This is a genomic window from Planococcus sp. CPCC 101016, assembly GCF_007859295.1.
In the GTDB taxonomy this organism is placed as follows: Bacteria; Bacillota; Bacilli; order Bacillales_A; family Planococcaceae; genus Planococcus.
In genome coordinates, this window is record NZ_VOHB01000007.1 from 1 (window position 1) to 25,437 (window position 25,437).

At 45.9% G+C, this 25,437-nt stretch carries 23 protein-coding genes, 2 rRNA genes and 1 riboswitch; all 25 genes read left to right on the forward strand.

Translation table 11 applies throughout. From position 1 onward, the window contains the following. Positions 1-125 (forward strand): 23S ribosomal RNA (locus tag FQV26_RS17455); the annotation flags it as partial. 72 nt (positions 126-197) lie between these two features. Next, positions 198-313, forward strand: a 5S ribosomal RNA gene (rrf, locus tag FQV26_RS17460). A 788-nt stretch (positions 314-1,101) separates the two neighbouring features. Next, positions 1,102-1,623, forward strand: a complete 522-nt coding sequence (locus FQV26_RS17465) for a DUF2179 domain-containing protein (RefSeq protein WP_186760060.1) — start codon at positions 1,102-1,104, stop codon at positions 1,621-1,623. After that, positions 1,620-1,808: an NETI motif-containing protein gene (locus FQV26_RS17470; protein WP_146559230.1), complete on the forward strand. Its 189-nt coding sequence runs from the start codon at positions 1,620-1,622 to the stop codon at positions 1,806-1,808. The genes FQV26_RS17465 and FQV26_RS17470 overlap by 4 nt, the downstream gene beginning before the upstream one ends. An 85-nt stretch (positions 1,809-1,893) precedes the next feature. After that, positions 1,894-1,993, forward strand: a riboswitch (purine riboswitch). Positions 1,994-2,132: 139 nt separating this feature from the next. Further along, positions 2,133-2,621 carry a 5-(carboxyamino)imidazole ribonucleotide mutase gene (gene purE, locus FQV26_RS17475; protein ID WP_146559232.1) on the forward strand — a complete coding sequence of 163 codons (489 nt, stop codon included), beginning with the start codon at positions 2,133-2,135 and terminating at the stop codon, positions 2,619-2,621. Beyond that, positions 2,618-3,742 (forward strand): 5-(carboxyamino)imidazole ribonucleotide synthase, encoded by a 1,125-nt coding sequence (gene purK / locus FQV26_RS17480; RefSeq protein ID WP_146559234.1) that lies wholly within the window; start codon positions 2,618-2,620, stop codon positions 3,740-3,742. The genes purE and purK overlap by 4 nt, the downstream gene beginning before the upstream one ends. 16 nt (positions 3,743-3,758) lie before the next feature. After that, the gene (gene purB / locus FQV26_RS17485) at positions 3,759-5,054 is read left to right on the forward strand and encodes an adenylosuccinate lyase (protein ID WP_146559236.1); all 1,296 of its coding nucleotides are present in this window, start codon (positions 3,759-3,761) and stop codon (positions 5,052-5,054) included. A 16-nt stretch (positions 5,055-5,070) separates the two neighbouring features. Next, on the forward strand, positions 5,071-5,787 hold the full coding sequence (gene purC, locus FQV26_RS17490; RefSeq protein WP_146559238.1) for a phosphoribosylaminoimidazolesuccinocarboxamide synthase: 717 nt from the start codon (positions 5,071-5,073) through the stop codon (positions 5,785-5,787). Further along, a complete protein-coding gene (gene purS, locus FQV26_RS17495) occupies positions 5,784-6,038 on the forward strand; it encodes a phosphoribosylformylglycinamidine synthase subunit PurS (protein WP_142829926.1) in 255 nt (84 codons plus the stop codon). The genes purC and purS overlap by 4 nt, the downstream gene beginning before the upstream one ends. Then, on the forward strand, positions 6,035-6,718 hold the full coding sequence (gene purQ / locus FQV26_RS17500) for a phosphoribosylformylglycinamidine synthase subunit PurQ (protein WP_146559240.1): 684 nt from the start codon (positions 6,035-6,037) through the stop codon (positions 6,716-6,718). The genes purS and purQ overlap by 4 nt, the downstream gene beginning before the upstream one ends. Further along, positions 6,702-8,927: a phosphoribosylformylglycinamidine synthase subunit PurL gene (gene purL, locus FQV26_RS17505; RefSeq protein WP_146559242.1), complete on the forward strand. Its 2,226-nt coding sequence runs from the start codon at positions 6,702-6,704 to the stop codon at positions 8,925-8,927. The genes purQ and purL overlap by 17 nt, the downstream gene beginning before the upstream one ends. Continuing rightward, a complete protein-coding gene (gene purF / locus FQV26_RS17510; RefSeq protein WP_146559243.1) occupies positions 8,903-10,324 on the forward strand; it encodes an amidophosphoribosyltransferase in 1,422 nt (473 codons plus the stop codon). Before purL ends, purF begins: the two co-directional genes overlap by 25 nt. Positions 10,325-10,336: 12 nt before the next feature. Further along, entirely contained in the window at positions 10,337-11,398 is a 1,062-nt protein-coding gene (gene purM / locus FQV26_RS17515; protein WP_146559244.1) for a phosphoribosylformylglycinamidine cyclo-ligase, read from the forward strand. Further along, positions 11,388-11,960 carry a phosphoribosylglycinamide formyltransferase gene (gene purN, locus FQV26_RS17520; protein ID WP_146559246.1) on the forward strand — a complete coding sequence of 191 codons (573 nt, stop codon included), beginning with the start codon at positions 11,388-11,390 and terminating at the stop codon, positions 11,958-11,960. The genes purM and purN overlap by 11 nt, the downstream gene beginning before the upstream one ends. Positions 11,961-11,994: 34 nt before the next feature. Then, positions 11,995-13,530 carry a bifunctional phosphoribosylaminoimidazolecarboxamide formyltransferase/IMP cyclohydrolase gene (purH, locus tag FQV26_RS17525; protein WP_146559248.1) on the forward strand — a complete coding sequence of 512 codons (1,536 nt, stop codon included), beginning with the start codon at positions 11,995-11,997 and terminating at the stop codon, positions 13,528-13,530. Positions 13,531-13,545: 15 nt separating this feature from the next. Further along, complete coding sequence (purD, locus tag FQV26_RS17530; protein ID WP_146559249.1) at positions 13,546-14,796, forward strand: phosphoribosylamine--glycine ligase; 1,251 nt, start codon at positions 13,546-13,548, stop codon at positions 14,794-14,796. Between the two features lie 204 nt (positions 14,797-15,000). Then, positions 15,001-15,591: a GNAT family N-acetyltransferase gene (locus FQV26_RS17535; protein WP_146559251.1), complete on the forward strand. Its 591-nt coding sequence runs from the start codon at positions 15,001-15,003 to the stop codon at positions 15,589-15,591. A 143-nt stretch (positions 15,592-15,734) separates the two neighbouring features. Further along, positions 15,735-17,465, forward strand: coding sequence for an adenine deaminase C-terminal domain-containing protein (locus FQV26_RS17540; RefSeq protein WP_146559253.1), 1,731 nt, complete (start codon positions 15,735-15,737; stop codon positions 17,463-17,465). Positions 17,466-17,470: 5 nt separating this feature from the next. Continuing rightward, positions 17,471-18,487: a DUF3048 domain-containing protein gene (locus tag FQV26_RS17545; RefSeq protein WP_146559255.1), complete on the forward strand. Its 1,017-nt coding sequence runs from the start codon at positions 17,471-17,473 to the stop codon at positions 18,485-18,487. 32 nt (positions 18,488-18,519) lie between these two features. After that, a complete protein-coding gene (locus FQV26_RS17550) occupies positions 18,520-18,840 on the forward strand; it encodes a YerC/YecD family TrpR-related protein (RefSeq protein WP_142829903.1) in 321 nt (106 codons plus the stop codon). A gap of 74 nt (positions 18,841-18,914) precedes the next feature. Continuing rightward, the gene (gene pcrB, locus FQV26_RS17555; RefSeq protein WP_146559257.1) at positions 18,915-19,607 is read left to right on the forward strand and encodes a heptaprenylglyceryl phosphate synthase; all 693 of its coding nucleotides are present in this window, start codon (positions 18,915-18,917) and stop codon (positions 19,605-19,607) included. Positions 19,608-19,647: 40 nt separating this feature from the next. Next, positions 19,648-21,861, forward strand: a complete 2,214-nt coding sequence (pcrA, locus tag FQV26_RS17560) for a DNA helicase PcrA (protein WP_146559259.1) — start codon at positions 19,648-19,650, stop codon at positions 21,859-21,861. Positions 21,862-21,876: 15 nt separating this feature from the next. After that, positions 21,877-23,883, forward strand: a complete 2,007-nt coding sequence (gene ligA / locus FQV26_RS17565; protein ID WP_146559261.1) for an NAD-dependent DNA ligase LigA — start codon at positions 21,877-21,879, stop codon at positions 23,881-23,883. A 12-nt stretch (positions 23,884-23,895) separates the two neighbouring features. Further along, a complete protein-coding gene (locus tag FQV26_RS17570; RefSeq protein WP_146559263.1) occupies positions 23,896-25,026 on the forward strand; it encodes a CamS family sex pheromone protein in 1,131 nt (376 codons plus the stop codon). A 101-nt stretch (positions 25,027-25,127) separates the two neighbouring features. Beyond that, the gene (gene gatC / locus FQV26_RS17575) at positions 25,128-25,418 is read left to right on the forward strand and encodes an Asp-tRNA(Asn)/Glu-tRNA(Gln) amidotransferase subunit GatC (RefSeq protein ID WP_146559265.1); all 291 of its coding nucleotides are present in this window, start codon (positions 25,128-25,130) and stop codon (positions 25,416-25,418) included. Positions 25,419-25,437 lie beyond the last annotated feature (19 nt).

Sequence of the window (25,437 nt, forward strand, 5' to 3'; positions counted from 1 at the left end):
AAGATGAGATTTCCCATTGCGCAAGCAAGTAAGATCCCTCAAAGACGATGAGGTAGATAGGTTCGAGGTGGAAGCGTGGCGACACGTGCAGCTGACGAATACTAATCGATCGAGGACTTAACCAAATTTGTATACGGAATCCTTGCATGTTCCGGTGTCGTTTATCCAGTTTTGAGCGAACAAGCTCAACCAAACAGTCCAGTGATGATGGCAAAGAGGCCACACCCGTTCCCATCCCGAACACGGCAGTTAAGCTCTTTTGCGCTGATGGTAGTTGGGGGTCTCCCCCTGTGAGAGTAAGACGTCGCTGGGCATCGAAAAGAAGTCGTTACCGATTCCGGTAACGGCTTTTTTTGTCGTGGAAAAAAACAGTGCAATCCTAACATTCCGCACAAGTCTCCGTGCTTCTCCTCTAGCCCCTTAAGAAAGGAGAAGCACTCAATCAGCCGTACATCAGCAGCCGGAAAAATGCCGTAATACTGGAAAACCAGAAGCCACCCATCAGATCCAACAGTATCAATTATTCAAACGAAAGCGAACTAATTGTTATTCTTGTTCAGTACCCTTCAAAACAGTTCCTAACAAAACAGGGAGAAATCGGTTTAAATCATTTATGAGATCCGAATTGGTGTAACTGTGAGGAAAAACGAACAATGGATAGAACCTTCAAAACAGGAAGCAATCAGGCAACCATAAAAACTTAAAAAACCTCTTCCTGATTCTTAAACATTCAGAGAGGCTGGCAGCTAATGAGAAGAATAGATGGAAATAAAGAATGAGCGTTGACTACTAAACTAAGATTAATTTTCACTGGAAAACAACTTTTAGCAGTCTTGCACTATCATTATAGTATATCTGTATAAAATAGATTCTACTTCTATAGAATAATCATATAATGAATACCGCAATCCGAAGAAGTGTGAAAAATCAGCTGGGCAGTATCTGACATTCTAAAAAAAGAATAGAATTACCAACAACCTTTATAGAATAAGGCTTCTCCAACTTTTCTCTCTTGCTTTCTCAGTATTTATCCCCTAATATGAAAATTAATTCTTGTTGGAAAGTGAAAGGGTGTAGAAATTGGATGTAAATCCGTGGATTATGGTATTAATCATTTTCTCAATCAACATCGTATACGTAACTTTTTTCACGGTGCGAATGATTATGACCTTAAAAGGCTATCGCTATTTAGCTGCAGTCGTCAGCATGGTCGAGGTTGTTATTTATATAGTAGGACTTGGTTTGGTACTCGATAACCTTAATGAGATCCAAAACCTTGTTGCTTATGCTTTGGGATACGGTTCCGGTGTCATCATTGGTTCCAAAATCGAAGAGAAAATGGCCCTAGGCTATATCACAGTGAATGTCATTACCAGCGAAGCCGGTGAATACTTGCCTAACAAGCTTCGGGAAAAAGGATATGGCGTGACGGACTGGCATGCAAATGGCCGTGATGGCGGTCGGCAATCCATGCAGATTTTGACTCCACGAAAATGGGAGTTGAAATTGTATAAAACTATCCAAGAAATTGATCCAAAAGCATTTATCATTGCATACGAGGCCAAAACGATTCATGGCGGATTCTGGGTCAAGACAGTGAAAAGGGGAAATCTATTTAAATGAGTAAAAATACTATTTGGTTTGAAGTTGAAGAACACGAGACCATCTCAGAATGTTTGGAGCGTATGAAAGCTGAAGGCTATGCGGCTGTCGGCCGCAAAGAAGAGCCGTTATTTGAAGAAATAAACGGTCAACCAGTACCCATAAGGCAAATTGTTAGATTCAAAGGGAGTAAACTGGAACAATAACAAATTATTCCTATTAAAACCGAACGATTATATAGATGGTTAACTTATCGTTCGACTTTATCATTGACGTCCTTTAACCATCTTGTTATGATAAGTAAGGATACCCCATATATGCAGAAGAATTGGCTTCTGCGTCTCTACCAGGACACCGTAATGTCCGGACTATGCGGGAAAGCAACTTATTGGATTTTAAAACGAAGGATGTGCTCTTCTATGTCATCATCCATGAATTCGTTTCATTTACTGTCCTTAAGTACACTGCTTTTCACGTTATGTGAGCAGTTTACTTAAGGGCTTTTTATTTTTTAAAAGGAGAGTGTATCGATGAATCCGCGAATTGGCATCATTATGGGAAGTACGAGTGATTGGGAAACAATGAAACATGCGTGTGACGTATTGGACGAACTGGGTCTGAGCTATGAAAAGAAAGTGGTTTCAGCACACCGGACACCTGATTTGATGTTCAGCTATGCAGAACAGGCACGTGAACGTGGGCTGCATGTCATTATCGCTGGAGCAGGCGGCGCTGCCCATTTGCCTGGCATGGTGGCGGCGAAGACGACTTTGCCGGTTATCGGTGTGCCCGTTCAATCTAAAGCGTTAAACGGTTTGGATTCATTGCTTTCAATTGTTCAGATGCCAGGTGGAGTTCCGGTAGCTACTGTGGCCATTGGGAAAGCGGGCGCTGTAAATGCAGGTTTGCTGGCAGCGCAGATTCTAGGTACGGTCGATGAAGCAGCAGCACAAGCCTTGCAGGAAAGAAGAGATCGAACTGCAGCCGCTGTGCTGGAAAGTTCAGGTGAACTAATATGACACAAACTATTTTGCCAGGCCAAACAATTGGGATTATCGGCGGCGGCCAATTAGGACGTATGATGGCACTTGCTGCGAAAGAAGCAGGATTTAAAATTGCGGTTCTCGATCCGGGAATGGATTCGCCAACCGGACAAGTCGCCGACATACAAATTGTCGCTCCTTTTGATGATCAGCATGCATTGGAAGAATTGGCTGAAGTGAGCGATGTCATCACATATGAATTTGAAAACATAGATGTGGAAGGATTAATGAAGCTGTCGGAAATTGCTTATGTGCCGCAAGGATCAGAATTGATTCGTGTGACTCAGAACCGGATAGTCGAGAAACAGGCAATCTCCAAAGCGGGTGTGACAGTTGCGGATTATCTTACAGCTTCAACGTTTGAAGAGTTAACAGAAAAAAGCAGCCAGCTATCATTTCCTTTCGTAGTAAAGACTGCCCGTGGCGGTTACGACGGCAAAGGACAGCAAACAATATCTTCTGTTGATGAGTTGCATCTGGCAGAAGCACTGTTCACGAATGGTGAATGTGTGGCAGAGGCCTTTGTTGAATTCACTAAAGAGATTTCAGTGATCATCCAGCGCAATGTCCACGGGGAAACAGCCATTTTGCCAATTGGTGAAAACATTCATAAAGACCATATTCTGCATCAGACGATTGTTCCTGCACGAATCGATAACGAAACGATCGAACAAGCAAAGGCAGCAGCTGAAAAAATTGCTTCTCATTTGAATATGGTCGGAACATTGGCTGTTGAAATGTTTGTTTTGGAAAATGGAAGCATCATAGTCAATGAACTGGCCCCACGCCCCCATAACTCAGGGCATTACTCAATTGAAGCCACAAATATCTCACAGTTTCATCAGCATGTTCGTGCCGTTTGCGGCTGGCCGCTGCGACAGCCTGTTTTGTGGTCTGAAGCAGTGATGGTCAATGTATTGGGCGAGCATGTCGCGCCGCTTGCTTCTAAAATTGCACAATACCCAAATTGGTCGATTCATTTATATGGAAAAGATGAAGCGAAGCAGAAACGCAAGATGGGACATGTTACGATATTAACGGAAGACTTAGAGGCAACTTTAAGTGAAATAGACGCATCCGGCATTTGGCCGGAATAATTGGAGGAACTTTAAAATGATCGAACGCTATACACGACCTGAAATGGGTGCAATTTGGACGGATGAAAACAAATACAACGCATGGCTGGAAGTTGAAATTCTGGCATGTGAAGCTTGGGCTGAAATCGGCGATATACCAAAAGAAGACGTAGCTAAAATCCGTAAAGGCGCTTCCTTTTCAGTCGATCGCATTTTGGAAATTGAAGAAGAAACCCGCCATGATGTGGTGGCTTTCACAAGAGCGGTATCGGAAACGCTTGGAGAAGAACGCAAATGGGTCCATTACGGCTTAACATCTACCGACGTTGTCGATACAGCATTGTCTTACTTATTGAAACAAGCGAACGTCATTATCCGAAAAGACTTGACGAATTTTATCGAAATTCTTGCAAATAAAGCAAAAGAACATAAAATGACGGTCATGATGGGCCGGACACACGGCGTCCATGCAGAACCGACGACTTTTGGTTTAAAGCTGGCGTTGTGGCATGAGGAAATGAAACGCAACCTGGAACGTTTTGAAGCGGCTGCGGCTTCTATTGAAACAGGAAAAATGTCCGGTGCAGTTGGAACTTATGCCAATATTGATCCGTTTGTGGAAGCTTATGTCTGCAAAGAGCTGGGACTAGCGGCATCGCCAATATCGACACAAACTTTGCAGCGTGACCGCCATGCACAATATTTGAGCGTTCTTGCATTGATCGGTTCATCTATCGAAAAATTCGCTACGGAAATTCGCGGACTGCAAAAATCAGAAACGCGAGAAGTGGAAGAATTCTTTGCAAAAGGCCAAAAAGGTTCTTCTGCAATGCCGCATAAACGCAACCCGATCGGTTCTGAGAATATGACAGGGCTTGCCCGACTGATCCGCGGCTATATGCTGACAGCTTATGAAAATGTTGCACTTTGGCACGAGCGCGATATTTCGCACTCATCTGCTGAACGGGTGATCTTACCGGATGCGACAATTGCACTTAATTATATGTTGAACCGTTTTGGCAATATCGTCAAAAACTTGACGGTGTTCCCTGAAAATATGAAGCGCAATATGGATTCTACACTTGGCTTGATTTATTCGCAGCGTGTGCTGCTGACGTTGATCGATAAGGGAATGGCTCGTGAAGCTGCTTATGACACGGTTCAGCCTTGTGCGATGGAAGCATGGGAAAACCAGACGCATTTCCGCCAGATCGTGGAAGCGAATGAAACGATTACGTCTAAACTATCAAAAGAAGAGTTGGATGACTGTTTCGATTACAACCATCACTTGCAGCAAGTAGACATGATTTTCGATCGACTTGGACTAAATTAAACGGGGGCTTCTAAAAATGGAAAAAGGTCAGTTATTGTATGAAGGAAAAGCAAAACGCTTGTATGCAACGGACGAACAGGGAATTTTGTGGGTGGAATATAAAGATTCAGCAACGGCTTTCAACGGTGAAAAGAAAGAGGAAATCACCGGCAAAGGCATTTTGAACAATAAAATCACGTCACTGATTTTCACGAAATTGCAGGAAGCGGGCATTGCTTCTCATTTCGTCAAGCAATTGTCTGACCATGAACAATTGGTGCAGAGCGTCAGCATCATTCCATTGGAAGTAGTAGTCCGAAACATCACAGCCGGCAGTATGGCCAAACGCCTTGGAATTGAAGAAGGCGTGGCCATTAGTCGTCCGGTGGTGGAGTTCTATTTGAAAGATGATCAATTGGGTGATCCGTTGATTACAGATGAGCACGTCGACATGCTGTACTTGGCAACTGCAGAAGAAGTGGCAGAACTCAAGCAGAAAGCGCGGGACATCAACGATATCCTAATCGGCTTTTTCAAAGAAGTAGGTGTCGATCTGGTTGATTTCAAGATTGAATTTGGCCGCGACACAGATGGAAACATTCTTTTGGCAGATGAAATTTCACCGGATACTTGCCGGCTTTGGGATTCTGAAACCAAACAAAAACTCGATAAAGACGTATTCCGCCGCAATCTTGGAAATTTAACTGAAGCGTACGAACTCATTTTAACTCGTCTAGGAGGACAACTCTCATGAAAAAAGTAAAAGTATACGTAACATTGCGTGAAAGTGTATTGGACCCGCAAGGTTCTGCAGTTATGGGCTCTCTTCATAAAATGGGCTATGGTGAAGTGGAAGACGTACGAATCGGCAAATACCTGGAATTGGTTATCGGAGACAGCGAACGGGATGTAGATGCATTGGTCAACGAATTGTGCCACCGTCTGCTAGCGAACACGGTTATTGAAGATTACCGTTACGAAATTGAGGAGGTTGTCTCGCAATGAAATTTGCAGTGATTGTTTTCCCCGGCTCAAATTGTGACTTGGATATGTACCATGCGGTCAAGGACGAACTAGGCGAAGAAGCGGAATACGTGTGGCATGACTCAAAAGATTTGAGCGGCTATGACGGCATTTTGCTGCCAGGCGGATTTTCATACGGCGATTACTTGCGCTGCGGCGCGATTGCCCAATTCTCGGGTGTCATGGATGAAGTGAGAAAAGCAGCGGAGGCAGGAAAACCGGTTCTTGGAATCTGTAATGGATTCCAAATATTGACAGAAGCAGGCTTACTGCCAGGCGTTCTACTGCGCAACAAAAACTTGAAGTTCATGTGCCGTACTGTCGGTTTGAAAGTAGAGAACAACAATACATTGTTCACCAATGAATACGAACAGGGGCAAGAAATACAGATTCCAATCGCTCACGGGGAAGGCAATTATTTCTGCGACGATGCGACTTACAGCCACCTCAAGGAAAATAATCAAATCGTCTTTACGTATGCCGATGATTTTAACGGCAGCCGGAATAATGTTGCAGGCATCATTAATGAACGCGGCAACGTGCTAGGCATGATGCCCCATCCGGAACGCGCCGTATCCGAGTTGATCGGCGGCAAAGATGGATTGGCTTTATTCAGATCAATCGTAAAACAGTGGAGGGAAGCACATGTCAGTCATGCTTGAACCAAATGCTGCTCAAATAAAAGAACAGAAAGTTTATCAGCAAATGGGCTTATCGGATGCGGAATTTGAAATGGTCGAAGAGATTTTAGGAAGAACTCCCAACTACACGGAAACCGGGTTGTTTTCGGTTATGTGGTCGGAACATTGTTCTTACAAAAATTCAAAACCGGTACTGGCGAAATTCCCAACTAAAGGGGAACGGGTTCTGCAGGGGCCGGGCGAAGGCGCTGGGATTGTAGACATCGGCGACGGGCAAGCGGTCGTGTTCAAGATGGAATCGCACAATCACCCATCTGCTATCGAACCTTACCAGGGTGCTGCTACTGGCGTCGGTGGGATTATCCGTGACGTTTTCTCGATGGGGGCACGCCCGATTGCTTTACTCAACTCACTGCGTTTCGGTGAATTGACGACTCCGCGAGTAAAATATCTGTTTGAAGAAGTGGTTGCAGGTATTGCCGGTTACGGTAACTGCATCGGCATTCCGACAGTTGGCGGAGAAGTTCAGTTTGACGATTCCTATGACGGCAATCCACTGGTTAACGCGATGTGTGTCGGGTTGATCAATCACGAAGATATCCAAAAAGGCATCGCTAAAGGCACTGGAAACCCCGTTATGTACGTAGGCGCTAAAACAGGCCGCGACGGCATCCACGGAGCGACGTTCGCTTCTGAGGAGTTGACAGACGGCTCTGATAAAAATCGTCCGGCTGTTCAAGTCGGAGATCCATTTATGGAGAAGCTTTTATTGGAAGCTTGCCTCGAGTTAATCAAATCGGATGCATTGATCGGCATTCAGGATATGGGTGCGGCCGGATTGACTTCATCTTCGGCTGAAATGGCTTCTAAAGCCGGATCAGGCATCGAAATGGATCTTGACCATATTCCACAGCGTGAAACCGGTATGACGGCTTATGAAATGATGCTGTCTGAATCACAGGAACGTATGCTTATTGTCGTTAAAGCAGGCCGCGAGCCTGAAATCGTCGAGCTGTTCGAAAAATACGGCTTGGATGCTGTAACGGTTGGTACTGTTACAGACGATTCCACATTGCGCTTGAAGCATAAAGGAAAAATTGTGGCAGAAGTGCCGGTTGATGCGCTTGCAGAAGACGCACCGGTTTATCATAAACCATCAGCAGTTCCTGCTTACTTCACAGAATTCCAACAGTTGGACAATGCAGAACCGCAAGTTACAGACTATAACGAAACTTTGACTGCTTTACTGAAGCAGCCGACCATCGCTTCAAAAGAATGGGTCTACGATCAATATGATCATCAAGTGCGTACGAGCACTGTAGTAAGCCCAGGATCGGATGCAGCAGTGGTCCGCGTCCGCGGCACCAATAAAGGACTTGCGATGACAACGGATTGCAACTCCCGCTATATTTATTTGGATCCGGAAACAGGCGGCAAAATCGCAGTAGCTGAAGCGGCTCGCAATGTGGTCGTCTCAGGTGCTAAGCCTCTTGCTATCACCGATTGCCTGAACTTCGGCAACCCGGAAAAACCGGAAATCTTCTGGCAGCTCGAAAAAGCGGCAGATGGCATGTCTGAAGCCTGCACAATCCTAGATTCTCCAGTTATCGGCGGTAACGTTTCTTTATACAATGAAACCAACGGGACTGCCATTTACCCGACACCGACAATCGGCATGGTCGGACTTGTCGAAGACCTGTCGCATGTAACGACGCAAGATGCTAAAAAAGAAGGCGATCTTGTGTATTTGATTGGTGAAAGCTTTACGGAATTTGGCGGCAGCGAACTGCAGAAAATGGTTGAAGGACGTATTTTTGGAAAAGCCCCAGCCATCGATTTGGCGGTGGAAGCAAGACGCCAGCAGGAAATTCTTTCAGCTATCCAACAGGGACTTATCGCTTCGGCTCATGATGTAGCAGAAGGTGGCGTTGCCGTTGCTTTAGCTGAAAAAACCTTTGGCAAAGGCTTAGGTATGGACGTGACTTTATCCGGATCAGCGACGACGGCTTTATTCAGCGAATCGCAATCACGTTTTGTCGTAACAGTAAGCCCTGAAAAAGCAGCACAATTCGAAAAAATTGTAACAGATTCCAAGAAAATCGGCCAAGTCACGGGACACAACTTAGTGATCAACGGTGAAGACGGTACGGCTTGGATCAACGATTCAGTCGCAACGCTTCGCTCAGCTTGGAAAGGAGCTATCCCATGCTTGCTGAAATCAGAAGCTTAAACGAAGAATGCGGTATCTTTGGAATTTGGGGCCATCCGAATGCGACGCAATTGACCTATTATGGGCTGCACGCTTTGCAGCATCGCGGCCAGGAAGGTGCAGGAATTGTCTCGACAGACGGTGATGCTCTTCGCCCATTGAAAGGCGAAGGCATGGTCAGTGAGGTTTTTACACCTGAAAAAATAGAAAAAATCGCAGGACACGCTGCGGTCGGTCATGTGCGCTATGCAACAGCAGGGGGCAGCGGCATTGAAAATGTCCAGCCCCTGCTCTTTAATTCGACTACCGGCAGCTTGGCAATTTCGCATAACGGCAACCTTGTCAACGCTACGCAGCTGAAAGGCCATCTGGAACGCCAAGGCAGCATTTTTCAAACCACTTCCGATACGGAAGTGCTTGCTCATCTGATCAAGAGAAGCGGCTATGCATCGTTTGAAGAAAAGGCTAAAAATGCTTTGTCTTTATTGAAAGGTGCTTTTGCCTGTGTCATTTTGACAGAAGAAGCGATGTATATCGCGCTGGATCCGAACGGTTTGCGCCCATTATCCCTTGGAAAATTAGGGGATGCTTGGGTGACAGCATCGGAAACTTGCGCATTCGACATTGTCGGCGCGGAATTTGTCCGCTCGGTTGAACCGGGTGAATTTTTAATCGTTACAAAAGACGGCATGCGTGCAGAGCGTTTTGCTTACCCAGAAGAACGTTCGATCTGCACAATGGAATATGTCTATTTCTCCCGTCCGGATTCGGATATCGATGGCATCAATGTCCATACCGCGCGAAAGCGCCTCGGAGTCCAATTAGCAAAAGAAGTGCAGATCGAGGCGGATGTGGTAACCGGTGTTCCGGATTCCAGCATTTCAGCAGCGATCGGCTATTCGGAGCAAAGCGGCATTCCTTATGAATTGGGATTGATCAAAAACCGCTATGTCGGCCGTACCTTTATCCAGCCTTCTCAGGATCTGCGCGAGCAGGGTGTCAAGATGAAATTATCGCCAGTCCGTCAAGTGGTAAAAGGGAAGCGTGTCATCATGGTGGATGATTCGATCGTCCGCGGAACAACTTCACGCCGCATCGTCAACTTGCTGAAAGAAGCAGGGGCAACGGAAGTGCATGTAGTGATCAGTTCACCGCCCATCAAAAGTCCATGCTTTTACGGCATTGATATCAGCACGGCAGGTGAATTGATCGCTGCCAATAATACAGTGGAAGAAATGCGTGAAATCATTGGCGCGGATTCGCTGACATTCCTATCAGTGGATGGCATGGTCCAAAATATCGGACGGACAGATCCCGGATCGAAATGCGGCCATTGCCTGGCTTGTTTCACAGGCGAATACCCGACCAATATTTATCCGGACACAGTATTGCCGCACGAAAAAGAAAAAGTGAAATAAGGGGGAACCGGTGTGTCAAAAGCATATGAAAAAGCAGGCGTCAATATCGAAGCAGGCTACGAAGCGGTCAACCGCATGAAATCTCATGTGGAACGTACAGCGCGCAAAGGAATGCTGGGTACGTTCGGCGGCTTTGGCGGCATGTTCGATTTATCCGAGCTGAACTTGAAAGAACCGGTTCTTGTTTCAGGAACGGATGGCGTAGGCACGAAATTGAAGCTGGCGTTCATGGCAGATCGCCACGATACAATCGGCATCGATTGCGTAGCAATGTGCGTCAATGACATTGTCGCGCAAGGTGCTGAGCCTTTATTTTTCCTTGACTATATCGCAGTAGGCAAAGCGGTTCCTGAAAGAATAGAACAGATTGTCAAAGGAGTAGCGGATGGCTGTGTTCAGGCTGGTGCCGCATTGATTGGCGGAGAAACAGCAGAAATGCCCGGACTCTATGAAGAAGACGAATACGATATCGCCGGTTTTGCGGTGGGCGCTGCGGAGAAATCCAAAATCGTCACCGGAGAAAAAATCACATCAGGCGATGTCCTGATTGGCCTTGCTTCCAGCGGCATCCATTCGAATGGCTATTCACTGGTCCGCCATATCATCTTTGACCAAAACAACTTGACGCTAGATCAAAAGGTTGAGGGCTACGAAACACTTGGTCCTGTCGGCGACGTTCTTTTGACGCCAACTAAAATATACGCCAAAGCAGTCGCGGCCATAGGCAATGAGATCTCAATCCACGGCATGGCTCATGTAACAGGCGGCGGCTTTATCGAGAACATTCCCCGGATGATGCCGGAAGGCTTAGGCGCGGAAATCTCGATCGGCAGCTGGCCGGTGCTTGACATCTTCACATTGTTGAAGGAAAAAGGCGAACTGGCGGACCGTGATCTGTATTCGGTTTTCAATATGGGCATCGGCTTTGTTCTGGCTGTCGCCCCTGAAGATGCAGATCAGGTCCTGAAAACAGCACAAGCAAACGGCGAGCAGGCTTTCCAGATTGGGCGCGTCTCCAACACGGAAGGCGTTCAATTTGATGGTGAACAGGACGGCACGCTAAATGAACGATAAACCGAAAATCGCTGTTTTTGCGTCGGGCAACGGCTCCAATTTTCAGGCCATTGCCGACGCGATTGCCGAAGGCCGGCTGCAGGCAGAGTTAATGCTTGTGGTAACAGACAAACCACAGGCCTTTGTAATAGAACGCGCTCGAAAGGCGGAAGTGACATCTTTTTCGTTTATTCCTTCTGAGTTCGAGTCGAAGCAGCTTTATGAGCAGATGCTGAAAGAAAAACTGCAGGCACTTGGAGTAGAATGGATCGTTCTGGCAGGCTATATGCGCTTGATCGGTCCGGTTCTGCTGGCAGCTTATGAAAACCGCATCGTCAACATTCATCCTTCGCTCCTGCCTGCTTTTCCTGGCAAAGATGCCATCGGCCAAACAATGGCGGCTGGTGCACAGGAAGCTGGAGTAACGGTACATTACGTGGACGCTGGCATGGATACAGGCAGCATCATTATGCAGCAATCGTTTCCAGTTGCGGGGCGTGGACGCGAAGAAGTCGAGAATCAGATCCATCAGATTGAACATGAATTATATCCTGCAGCTTTGCAGAAATTATTCGACCGGTAGAAATTGCCGGTCTTAATCTATAGGAGGACTATTTGTGAAAAAAAGAGCATTACTCAGCGTATCGGATAAGTCAGGCATATTGGAATTTGCAACAGAACTGGAAAAGATGGGCTACGAGCTCCTATCAACAGGCGGCACCAAAAAATTCCTTGAAGAAAACGGATTGTCGATTACAGCCGTAGATGAAATTACCAAATTTCCAGAAATTCTGGGCGGTCGTGTAAAAACGCTTCACCCTCTTGTACACGGCGGATTATTGGCCAAACACGACGATGCAGAACACCAAAGCCAAATGGCTGAAAACGGCATTTCTCCGATCGATATTCTCTGCGTCAATTTATACCCATTCCGTGAAACCATCGCTAAACCCGATGTGACAGTGGAAGATGCCATTGAAAATATCGATATCGGTGGTCCGACAATGCTGCGTTCTGCTGCTAAAAATCATGCTTATGTAACGGTTATTGTTGATGCAGTAGACTATGACACGGTATTGGCTGAATTGCATAATGGCCAGGCTACTACGCCTGAAACAAGACGCCGTCTGGCAGCGAAGGTTTTCCGCCATACCGCTGCTTATGATTCCTATATCTCCAATTACTTGAGTGACCTGACGGGCGAAGAATACCCGGACCAATTGACGCTTACTTATGAATTGTCCCAAACACTTCGCTACGGGGAAAACCCTCATCAAAAAGCCGCATTTTACCGCAGCCCGCTTGGCTCGGATTTTTCAATTGCCAATGCCAATCAATTGCATGGCAAAGAATTATCTTATAACAATATCCAGGATGCCAATGCTGCACTTCAGATCATCAAAGAATTCAAAATACCGGTAGCGGTTGCTGTTAAGCACATGAACCCTTGCGGCGTCGGGACAGGCGAAACGATTGCGGATGCTTTCGGAAAAGCCTATGAAGCCGACTCGACTTCTATTTTTGGCGGCATTGTCGCATTGAACCGTGAAGTGGATGCTGAAACCGCAAAACAACTAGCGACCATTTTCCTTGAAATCATTATTGCGCCTTCATTTTCTGAAGAAGCGATTGAATTATTGACACAGAAGAAAAATATTCGCCTATTGACCATTCCATTTGACAGCAACACCAGAGATAAATGGAATACGGTTACTGTTGAGGGCGGCTTGCTGATCCAGCAGCCGGATGTATACGGCTATGAGGATGCGGACATCCAAATCGCGACAGAGCGTCAGCCGACAGCTGCAGAGCTTAATGCATTGAAGCTTGGCTGGAGTGTTGTAAAGCACGTTAAATCAAATGCCATTGTCGTTTGCAACTCCGAAATGACATTAGGCATCGGTGCAGGACAGATGAACCGCGTGGGATCTGCAAAAATCGCATTGGAACAGGCAGGCGAAGCGGCACAAGGCGCTATCATGGCATCAGACGCATTTTTCCCGATGAGCGATACGGTAGAAGCAGCAGCACAAGCAGGCATCAAAGCCATCATTCAGCCAGGCGGCTCCAAGAAAGACCAGGAGTCAATCGATAAAGCGAACGAATACGGGATTGCCATGGTCTTTACCGGCATCCGCCATTTCAAACATTAATCGAGGTGAAGCAAAATGAAAGTACTGGTCATTGGAAGAGGCGGCAGGGAACACGCCATTGTACGGCAGTTCTCAAAATCTCCATCCGTCATGAAAGTTTTTGCAGCTCCTGGAAATGACGGGATGCGTGAAGATGCTGAAATAGCCGCAATCGATGAAATGGATTTTGCTGGATTAGCGGAATTCGCTCAGCAGCAAGGTGTGGATTTTAGTTTTGTCGGTCCTGAACAGCCGTTATCTCAAGGCATTGTCGACTTTTTTGAAGCTAAAGGCTTACAAATTTTTGGTCCATCAAAAGCAGCGGCGCAAATTGAAGGCAGCAAAGCCTTTGCCAAGGAACTGATGAAGAAGTACAGTATTCCGACTGCGGGCTATGAAACTTTTACAGAAATTGAACCTGCGCTTGCCTTTATCAGGCAGCAGGGAGCGCCGATTGTCATTAAAGCGGATGGCCTTGCTGCCGGCAAAGGAGTGGTTGTAGCATTGACGGAAGAAGAAGCTGTTTCTGCTGTCAACGATATGCTCGAAGGACAGAAGTTTGGTGAATCCGGTTCGAAAGTAGTTATTGAAGAATTTTTGGATGGGGAAGAGTTTTCGTTCATGTCGTTTGTCCAGAACGGACAGATTTATCCGATGGTCATTTCACAGGATCACAAGCGTGCATATGACGGGGATCGCGGACCGAATACAGGGGGGATGGGCGCCTACTCGCCTGTTCCTCAAATATCCCAAGATATTGTCGATGAGACTTTTTTGGAAATTGTCAAACCGGCTGTCCAAGCGATGGCATCGGAAGGAACGCCTTTTAACGGCATCCTCTATACCGGTGTTATCTTAACTGAAAAAGGTCCTAAAGTAATTGAATTCAACGCGCGTTTTGGAGATCCAGAAACACAGGTGGTCCTGCCGCGCATGAAATCGGATTTCGGCCTTTTCATGGAGGCTATTCTTAAAGGAGAGCCCGCAGTGTTGGACTGGAATAACCAGGCAGTGCTTGGCGTGGTCATTGCGGCGGATGGTTATCCGGAGCAGGTCCAAAAAGGTGCTCATTTACCTGATTTGACCAGACTCTCAGGAGTTGAAGTGACTCATGCCGGCACTAAGCTGTCAAATGGCAGTTACGTAGGGAATGGGGGACGTGTATTGCTGGTTTCAGCGAGTGGGTCCTCTATCCAAACAGCTCAGCAAAATGTTTATGAACAACTGAGCAGTCTAGAATGGAGCGGCTTCTTCTACCGTACCGACATCGGATGGCGTGCAATCTAATTTTCTATATGATATAATCATTGATGACACAAATTCGACAAGAAGATGTGTCATTTTTGTTTTCTCGCATCCCTGCAAGCGATAGAGCAAAGTTGAGGATTTTCAACAACCCACGGTTACCTCTATTTAAACTCCAGAACGAAAACCCATTACGACCTCAGAAACAAATCAGCAGGGCATTTAGAAATTGAAAGGAGACAAATTATGAATTGGTATGAAAAATTAAATCAGTATTTTCCAGTTGAAGAAATGAAGTCAAAAGAGCACATGGATGCGCTATTAAAAGAAAAAGGCAGCGTCTATTACAAAGATGAGGGTCCTTATCATGTGTTGATGTATGCGGAATTCCCGAATTTTACATTCGTCGATTACTTGTTCGTATCAAAAGAATCGCGCGGCATGGGTCTTGGCAAAAAGACGCTGCAAATGCTGAAGGATAAGAACAAACCGATTATTCTTGAAGTAGAGCCGGTTAATTACGAAGATACGGATACAGAAAAACGTCTTCGTTTTTATGCGCGCGAAGGATTTGAACATGCATCATCTATCGGATATTGCCGACGCTCGTTAGCGACCGGCGAAGAAAATTCCATGGAAATCCTTTACTGGACGCCAAGCGGAGAATCAGAAGAGCAGATTTTCGAAGGAATGCAAAAAATGTACGAGGACATCCATACTTATAAGGATGAGCAGTTCTACGGAGAATCTTATGATTCCGTTTCAGACGTGTTGACTTTCCAAGAAGAAGAGAAGAAAGATGTCTTGAAACCTTTCAGTGATCCGATTAATAATTAATCCGAAATCCACGCGGAATGCGTGGATTTTTTGTGTCTGGCGTTAATCAGAATCTTCTTGTTTTTTAAGGGAATAACTGTATTTCATTGCATAATTATGCTACGATATTAAGTATTGAAATAGCAGAAAGCAGGTGCCGGCAAATGGTTAAACCCCTATGGAAAAACACAGAGATTCGAAATCAGTTAAAGATTGTCACAAAAGAAATTGCGCCGGATCTCGTTTTAACGAATGCAACTTATCTTCACGGTATCTTTAAAAAATGGGTGACAGGGAATATATGGATATCGGGTGACCGTATTGTTTATGCTGGAAAAGAAATGCCGAAAATTGATGCCTCTACTGAAGTGGCAGATATGAAGGGTAAATTCATCGTTCCAGGATACATAGAACCCCATGTTCATCCATATCAATTATATAATCCTCATAGCTTTGCCAATTATGCGGCTCAGGGCGGAACAACGATGTTCCTCTCCGATAACCTTACGTTGTATTTAGCGTTAGAAAATGAGAAAGCGTTTTCATTGCTCGATCAATTGGCGGAACTGCCGTTCAATTTCTATTGGTGGACCCGTTTTGATTCGCAAACGGAATTGAATGACGAGGACAAGCTATTCACTTCAACGTTTGTGGGTGAATGGCTGGATCGGCAAGATGTATTATTGGGTGGAGAATTGACCGGATGGCCAAAACTGATGGCAGGCGATGACCAGATGCTGTATTGGATCCAAAAAGCCAAAATGGGCTTGAAGAAAATCGAAGGGCATTTTCCAGGTGCTTCGGAAAAAACGCTGGCTCGCATGAGGCTGCTGGGAGCTGATGGCGACCATGAAGCGATGACAGTGGATGAAGTTGAAATGCGCTTGCTTCATGGTTATGGCGTTACACTCCGCCATTCTTCCATTCGCCCGGATCTGTCGGAATTGCTAAAAGGAATCGTTGAACGAGACTTGAACGTTTTTGACAAGCTGATGATGACAACAGATGGTTCAACGCCGACTTTCCATTTAGACGGTGTTATGGACTTGTGCATCAAGATTGCACTTGAAGCGGGTGTGCCGCCGATTGATGCCTATATGATGGCGTCTTATAATGTGGCACGTTACTATAATGTGACCAGCTTGCATGGTTTGATTGCTACAGGCCGCTATGCGAATCTCAACATACTGGATACACTGGAAAATCCCGTGCCTTCAGGTGTCATTTCGAAAGGGGTTTGGCTCAAGAAGAACGGTAAAAAAGTACAATCCTTGCCAAATATCGATTGGTCGATACTCCCTGATCTGGATATCGACTTTGAACTGACAGAAGATGACTTTCAGTTTTCAATGCCATTCGGTATTGAAATGGTCAATGATGTCATTACAAAACCTTATACGGTCAATGTGGATACCCATGATTCCGACCTATCGAAATCACATGACGAAAGTTTTCTGATGCTTATCGATAAGAAAGGCGAATGGCGTGTCAATACGCTCATTAAAGGATTTGCGCCTGGGTTGGATGGATTTGCTTCTTCGTATACCAATACAGGGGATATCATCTTAATCGGAAAAAAACGTAAAGACATGTGGCTGGCATTTAATGAAATGAAACGCCTGAAAGGCGGCATCGTTCTTGCCGAAAAAGGTGAAATTGTGGAATCCTTGCCGCTGCCATATGGTGGTGTCATGTCAGACCTGCCGATGGAAGAGCTCATTGAGCAGGAGAAATCATTGAAGAAAGCGTTGAAGAAGCGTGGCTACAAACACGGCGATGCGGTTTACACCCTGCTGTTTTTGCAGGCGACACACCTGCCGTATGTCCGGGTTACCCAAAAAGGCATCTACGATGTCATGAATAAAAAAATTCTGTTCCCTGCTTTCATGAGGTGAGCAATATGAAGAACTGGGGTTTCGCCATACTGGTATCAGCAGTGCTTGCGGCATTTGCCGCAGGCTTTTGGCTGATTATGAAGGAAGAACCTGAAGAACCAGCAATGGAAGAGGCGTTGACCGTTGCACCGTTCACCGGTGAACAGGCAGTTTCTCCGGCAAACCGCCGTACTGTCATGGCAGTTATCAACAATCATCCGGATGCCCGTCCGCAAACGGGTTTGACCGAAGCAGATATAGTCTTTGAAATGATTGCTGAATATGAGATTACACGCTTTTTGGCATTGTATCAAAGTGATTTTCCAGAAGCGATCGGCCCTATTCGCAGTGCTCGAAATTATTTTGTCGAATTGGCCGAAGCTTATGATGCTTTTTTTGTTGCACATGGCTATAGTCCGGATGCCCACGTGATGTTGGAGTCAGGAGTGGTCGATCATGTTAACGGCATCCAGCATGATGGCACCTTGTTTCAACGGTCCACTGACCGCGTCGCTCCACATAATTCTTATATCAGTACGGATAGCGTCGAGAAAGCTATGGACACCACACAGGCTTTTACAGAATACAGAGGAAAGTCACCTTATCATTTCTATGACTCGATGGAAAATGCTAAACTTAATGAGCAGGCTCTTTCGGTGAAAGTGGAGTACGGGACAAATGAGCTGTTCTCCAGTGAATATACATATGACAGTCAGTCACATCTTTACAGCCGATCTGTCGGCGGCGTACCGACAACCGATAAAGAAAGCTTGGAAAGTGTGAAAGTCTCGAATATTCTGGTTTTTGAAGCACCGCACCGGACGAACGATGCAGAAGGGCGTCAGTCAATTGAATTGGCTAACGGTGGAGCTGCTCTGTTGTTTCAGGGTGGCGGCGTCCGTGAAATAGAATGGAGTTCGCATAGCGGAATGCTTGTGCCAACAGCAGCCGGGGAGCCGGTAAAACTGGTGCCAGGAAAAACCTGGATCCATATTGTCCCGACTGCTCCAGGTATGGCTCAATCTGTCAGCTATACACCTTGATGATCGTAGCAATGAAAGGATGATGAAGCTGCATGCAAGTTGATAAAATTAGAGGCCATCAGACAGATCAATTGATTGAAGCTGTTCTGGCTTTAAAGGATAAAGAAGAAGCCTATCGTTTCTTCGACGATTTATGTACGATTAGTGAAATTCAATCGCTGTCACAGCGGCTGGAAGTTGCCCATATGCTTCGCATGAAAAAAACGTACGAAAAAATAAAGAACGAAACCGGTGCCAGCACGGCGACCATTTCCCGTGTCCGCCGCTGTCTGAATTACGGTAATGACGGCTATGATGAAATGCTTGGACGCCTTTATCCAGATGAAAAACCGTTTGAACTTCCAAAAGACTGAACAGAGAACCAACTCTGTTCGGTTTTTTTGTTATAATAAATTGATGATAATGATGCAAAGTTAGGTGAAATGAGATGGATTTCAAAACATGGCGGCATGTCTTTAAATTAGATCCGGCAAAAGAGATTACGGATGAACATTTGGAACGAATTTGCAGATCCGGGACTGATGCCATCTTGATTGGCGGCAGTGATAATGTCACACTCGACAATGTCCTTCATTTAAAGAAGCGTGTGCAGGGCTATGTCCTGCCGATGGCCCTGGAAGTCTCGACTATCGATTCAGTAGCACTAGGTTTTGATTATTACTTTATCCCAACAGTCCTCAATAGCGACGATCCGCGGTGGATCAAAGGCCTTCATCATGAAGCCATCCGGGAATATGGTGAGATTCTGGACTGGGATGAATTGGTTGCAGAAGGCTATTGCATATTAAATGCAGATTGCAAGGCCGCAAAAATGACCGGAGCCAAAACGGATTTGACGGCCGCCGATGTCGTCGCCTATGCTCGCCTGGCTGAACATTTTTTCCGTCTTCCCATCTTTTACCTGGAATACAGCGGCATGTTTGGTGATATGAAAATAGCAGAAAAAGTAAAAGAAGTCCTGGCCGAAACCCGCTTGTTTTACGGGGGCGGAATCGACTCAGCCGATAAGGCAAGAGCGGCGGCGGCAACGGCAAATACCATTGTCGTCGGCAATATCATTTATGAAAATATCGATAAAGCGATTGAAACCGTAGAGGCAGTTGCGGAAACGGCTGACTAATCGCTATAATAATAAGAACGAATGTTCGAGGTGGTGCACAATGGAATTAATAACGAAAAATTTACTGAACGGAATGAACCCAGAACAAGCAGAAGCAGTCAAAACGACTGAAGGACCTTTATTGATTATGGCAGGTGCAGGATCCGGAAAAACCCGGGTACTCACGCACCGAATCGCTTATTTGGTGCTGGAAAAACAGGTTTACCCATCAAACATTCTGGCGATTACGTTTACCAATAAAGCAGCGCGAGAAATGCGAAACCGGATCGATGGATTGCTGGGGCATGGAACAGGGCAGCGTATGTGGGCTTCCACGTTTCACTCAATGTGCGTCCGTATCCTGAGACGCGACATCGATCGTATGGGCATGTCGAAGAACTTCTCGATTTTAGATACGACAGACCAATTGACGGTCATCAAGAATGTTTTAAAGCAGCAGAACCTAGATCCAAAACAGTACGAACCCCGTACCATGCTGAACGCCATTTCATCGGCAAAAAACGAATGCATTGATGCAGCTCAGTTTGCGGCGGATATGAATCAGTTTAATCCGTATGAAAAGACGGTTTCGGATGTGTATACAGCTTATGAGAAAAGGCTGAAGAAAAATCAGTCGCTCGATTTTGATGATTTGATTATGACAACCTTGAATTTATTCAATACGGTTCCTGAAGTATTGGAGTATTACCAAAACAAATTCCATTATATTCACGTCGATGAGTACCAAGATACCAACAACGCACAATACCAGTTGGTCCAGAAATTGGCGAGCAAGTTTAAAAATATTTGTGTGGTAGGCGACTCGGATCAGTCGATTTACCGTTGGCGGGGAGCGGACATCACCAACATCCTGTCATTCGAGAAAGATTACCCGAATGCCAAAGTAATCATGCTCGAGCAGAATTATCGCTCGACCAAGCGTATTCTGCAGGCGGCGAATGACGTCATCCAGAAAAATACCAGCCGCTATCCGAAAGAGCTGCGGACCGACAACGACGAAGGTCCGGCGATTACTTTGCACAAAGCAGGAGACGAGCGTCAGGAAGCACAATTTGTGGTGCAGACTATTCAGAAGCTGATGGATGAGGAAAATTACAAAACCTCGGATTTTGCCATTCTTTACCGCACTAATGCACAATCCCGGATCATGGAGGAAATGTTCGTCAAATCGAATATGTCCTATACCATTGTGGGGGGAACCAAGTTCTATGACCGCAAGGAAATCAAGGATCTTTTGGCGTATCTGCGTTTGATCGCCAACAACGACGATGATCTGTCATTGGCTCGTGTCATCAACGAACCGAAGCGTGGCATCGGGGCGACTTCTTTTGAAAAGATGGCGCGTTTTGCAATCGAGCAAGACCGTACCATCATGGATGCTTTGCAGGAAGCCGACTTTATGGGATTGACGCCCAAAACGGCGCAGACTGCTCTTGAATTCCGCACAATGATCGATAGCTTTACGCAAATGCAGGAATATTTGTCGGTGACGGAATTGGTGGAAGAAGTGCTGAAGAAATCTGGCTACCGTCAGATGCTGCAGAGTGATAAAACAATCGAAGGTGAGAGCCGCCTTGAAAACCTGGAAGAGTTCCTGTCGGTAACCAAAGCCTTTGAAAAGCAAAGCGATGACAAGTCGCTTGTGGCATTCCTCACGGATTTGGCGCTGATTTCGGATATTGACTCGTTAGATGATGAAGAAGATGCAGACGGACCAATTATCTTAATGACGATGCATGCAGCAAAAGGGCTGGAATTCCCTATCGTCTTTATCATCGGGCTGGAAGAAAATGTATTCCCTCATTCCCGTTCGAATAATGACGACGAGGAATTGGAAGAAGAACGGCGTTTGGCTTATGTGGGAATCACTCGAGCTGAAAAAAGGCTGTATTTGACGCATGCGTCTTCCCGCACACTGTTCGGAAAAAGCAATTATAATATGCCATCCCGTTTCATCTCTGAGATTTCAGAGGATTTGATTGAACTGACAACGGCGCATCACCGTGCCGGTGCAGCAACAAGCTACAAGCAAGCACCGAAGCGCATGGCTGTGAGCCGTCCTGGCTACAGTCAATCAGGCGGAGACAAACTCGGATGGAAAACCGGCGATAGAGCAGCACATAAAAAATGGGGAACTGGAACGGTCGTCAGCGTCAAAGGCGAAGGCGAAGAAACCGAGCTTGATATTGCGTTCCCAAGCCCTGTCGGCATTAAGCGCCTACTGGCCAAATTTGCGCCGATTGAAAAAGTATAATCGGGAGGTAACCCTATGGATCGCATAAAAGCGGAAGAACGTGTAAATGAACTGAATGAACTGCTTCGGAGCTACGGCCATGCATATTATGTATTGGACAAACCCGCTGTACCGGATGCCGTCTACGATCAATTGTTGAATGAATTGATTGACTTGGAAACATTGTATCCCGATTTGATTTTTCCAGATTCACCGACCCAGCGCGTTGGTGGGACACCAATTTCCAACTTCGACAAAGTAACCCATGAGCGTCCAATGCTCAGTTTATCAAATGTTTTCGGAGAAGAAGATCTGCGTGAATTCGATAAACGAGTGCGCAATGGCGCAGGCGACAGCATTGAATATGTCTGCGAGCTGAAAATTGATGGGCTTGCTGTGTCACTTATGTATGAAGATGGAAAATTCGTTAAAGGTGCAACACGCGGAGACGGCCGAATTGGTGAAGACATTACAGTCAACTTACGGACCATCCGAGCGATACCGCTGAAGTTAAAGCAGCCGGTGACACTTGAGGTGCGCGGTGAAGTTTTTATGCCGAAAGGATCCTTCCATGCCTTGAATGAACAGCGGGGAGAGCGTGGCGAAGAGCTGTTCGCCAATCCGCGCAATGCAGCGGCCGGATCGCTGCGCCAGTTGGATCCGAAAATTGCTGCGAACCGCAACCTGGATGTCTTCATCTATGGAATTGGCGGAGATGGAGAGACCTACGGCTTAACTGAGCACGATGCGTCGCTCAGCTACCTGGCAGAGCTCGGTTTTAAAACGAACCATGAGCGCCAGGTATGTTCGAGTGTTGAGGAAGTACTAGCCTATATAGAGAAATGGACAGAAAACCGGACCAAGCTCTCCTATGAAATTGATGGCATCGTTATTAAAGTCAATCGGTTTCTTCATCAGCAGGACCTGGGCTTTACGGCAAAAAGCCCGAAATGGGCAACGGCTTATAAATTCCCAGCTGAAGAAGTGATGACTATCGTGCGTGATATTGAATTGAGTGTTGGCCGGACGGGTGTCGTGACGCCAACCGCTATACTGGATCCAGTTTCTGTCGCCGGGACAACTGTCCAACGGGCCTCTTTGCATAATGAAGATCTGATCAAGGAAAAAGATATTCGTATCGGCGACAAAGTCATTATCCGAAAAGCGGGGGATATTATTCCTGAAGTCGTTTCGGCGATTATTGAACAGCGGAATGGCAACGAGCTTCCTTTCGAGATGCCGACAAATTGCCCGGCTTGCGACAGTGATCTTGTTCGTATTGAAGGGGAAGTCGCTCTGCGGTGTGTCAATCCGCAATGTCCAGCACAAATTACAGAAGGCCTCATTCATTTCGTCTCCCGCAATGCTATGAATATTGACGGGTTGGGCGAAAAAGTAATCGAGCAATTGTACCGGGAAGGCCTGATCAAGGATATTTCAGATATTTATAAACTGACAAAGGAACAATTGCTGGAGTTGGATCGCATGGGCGACAAGTCAGCCTCCAATCTGATTGCTGCAATCGATGCCTCTAGAAGCAATTCAATGGAAAAGTTGCTATTTGGCCTGGGTATTCGGCATGTAGGTGAAAGAGGCGCGCGAATTTTGTCCGAGCATTTTGGATCGATGGAACGATTAATGGAAGCTTCCAAGGAAGAGCTGGTTGAAATCCACGAAATAGGCGAAAAAATGGCTGATTCGGTTGTCACCTATTTTGACAATGAAGAAGTTCGGGCATTAATGGAACGTTTGCGCGAAGCGAGCGTCAATTTAACATACACCGGCACACGAGTCCGAGTAGAGGCAGGAGCCAATGCGTTCGCAGGCAAAAAAATTGTTCTGACGGGCAAGCTGGAACAAATGACCCGGCAGGAAGCCAGTGCGCAGATCGAAGCGCTTGGCGGCAAATTATCAGGAAGTGTCAGCAAAAAAACTGATTTGCTGATTGCCGGCGAAGAAGCGGGTTCCAAACTAGATAAGGCACTCGAGCTGAAGGTGGACATCTGGGACGAAGAACGTCTCGTTGAGGAATTGAACAAATAAGGGGATTTTAACATGAAACGCATATGGTGGATTCCAATCAGCTTGCTGCTGTTAACGGGATGTGTGCCCTCCGGGACCGAAGAGGAAACGGAAGTGATAAATGAGAAAGAAGAAGTAGAGACGGCAATCATTCCGAGCATGCAGTTGGATGATCAATTTTACCGGACGCTTCTGCCATATAAAGAAAGCGCCACAAGAGGGAAAATCGTCAATCGTTTAAATTCCCGATATGATATTACAGAAACAGAAAATGGGCTATTGCGTTTGTCCCAAAAACAATTTTCGCCTGATGACTATTATTTTCAGGAAGGCCAAATGATTAGCGATGAAGACGTTACTTCATGGCTCCAGCGGACCAGCAAAGATAACCCATCGGGGTTGAATCCTGCCGATGACCGTTCAGAAGAGCAGAAAAAAGCAGGTGAACGTCCCGCCGCTGAAATACTGGCACACGTCATTGAACAGAATTATTTGGTGAAGACCAATGAGGATACGATACGGCTTGGCGGCATCTCAGTTGGCTTGGCTTTAAATTCGGTGTATTACAGTTCTGATGATGGAATTTCCTATGAGGAAGAAATTCCTCAGGAGCAAATTGAAAAAGAGGGCAAGCGCATGGCTGATGAAATCGTCAAACGCCTGCGTGAAAAAGAAGGCTTGGCTGATGTGCCAATTGTAGTGGGGCTTTTCAAGCAAAACTCCCGAAACGCCATGGTGCCCGGCACATACTTTTCATCCGGAGCCGCTCCGGGCGGCCAACAGGCCATAGCCAACTGGAATCCTGTAAGCGAAGCTTATGTACTGTTTCCAACTTCAGGAGCTGATGAACGATACCGGGACATTGATACAGCGTTCCGCAATTTCAAACAGGATGTCGAAATCTATTTTTCCAACTTCACTAGTGTTATCGGCACTGGCTTTTATCAAGAAAATCAATTAAAAGAATTAAAGATTGAAATTCCTATCCAATTCTATGGTGCAGCTGAAGTGATCGGCTTTACACAATATACAACAGGATTGGTGATGGAGCATTTTCCTGAGAATGTATTGGTAGAAGTCAGTATAACCTCAACCAATGGTCCTGAAGCATTAGTTCTTAGAAAAGCGGGAGAAACTGAACCGTTTGTTCACATTTATGAATAATTTGCAGGAAAACGGGGATGGCCACACGGCTGTCCCTATTCATTTTTTTAGAAAAATGTTATGATATAGCGTATGTTTACTGAATCCGGAGGTGTAGAAAAATGGCGAAAATGACTAAAGAAGAAGTAATTGAAGTCGCTCATTTGGCGAGATTGGCAATTACTGACGAAGAAGCGGAGCACTTTGCAGACCAATTGGAAGCAATTACAAATGCAATGGAATTGTTGAATGAATTGGATACAGAAAATGTTGAACCGACTACTCATGTGCTGCAAATGGTCAATGTATTGCGTGAAGACAAATCCATTCCCGGATTAGACCGCGAATTAATGCTGAAAAACGTAAAAGAACATGAAGGCGGACAAGTGAAAGTCCCAACTATCTTAGAATAACCGGAAGGAGGACCTATAG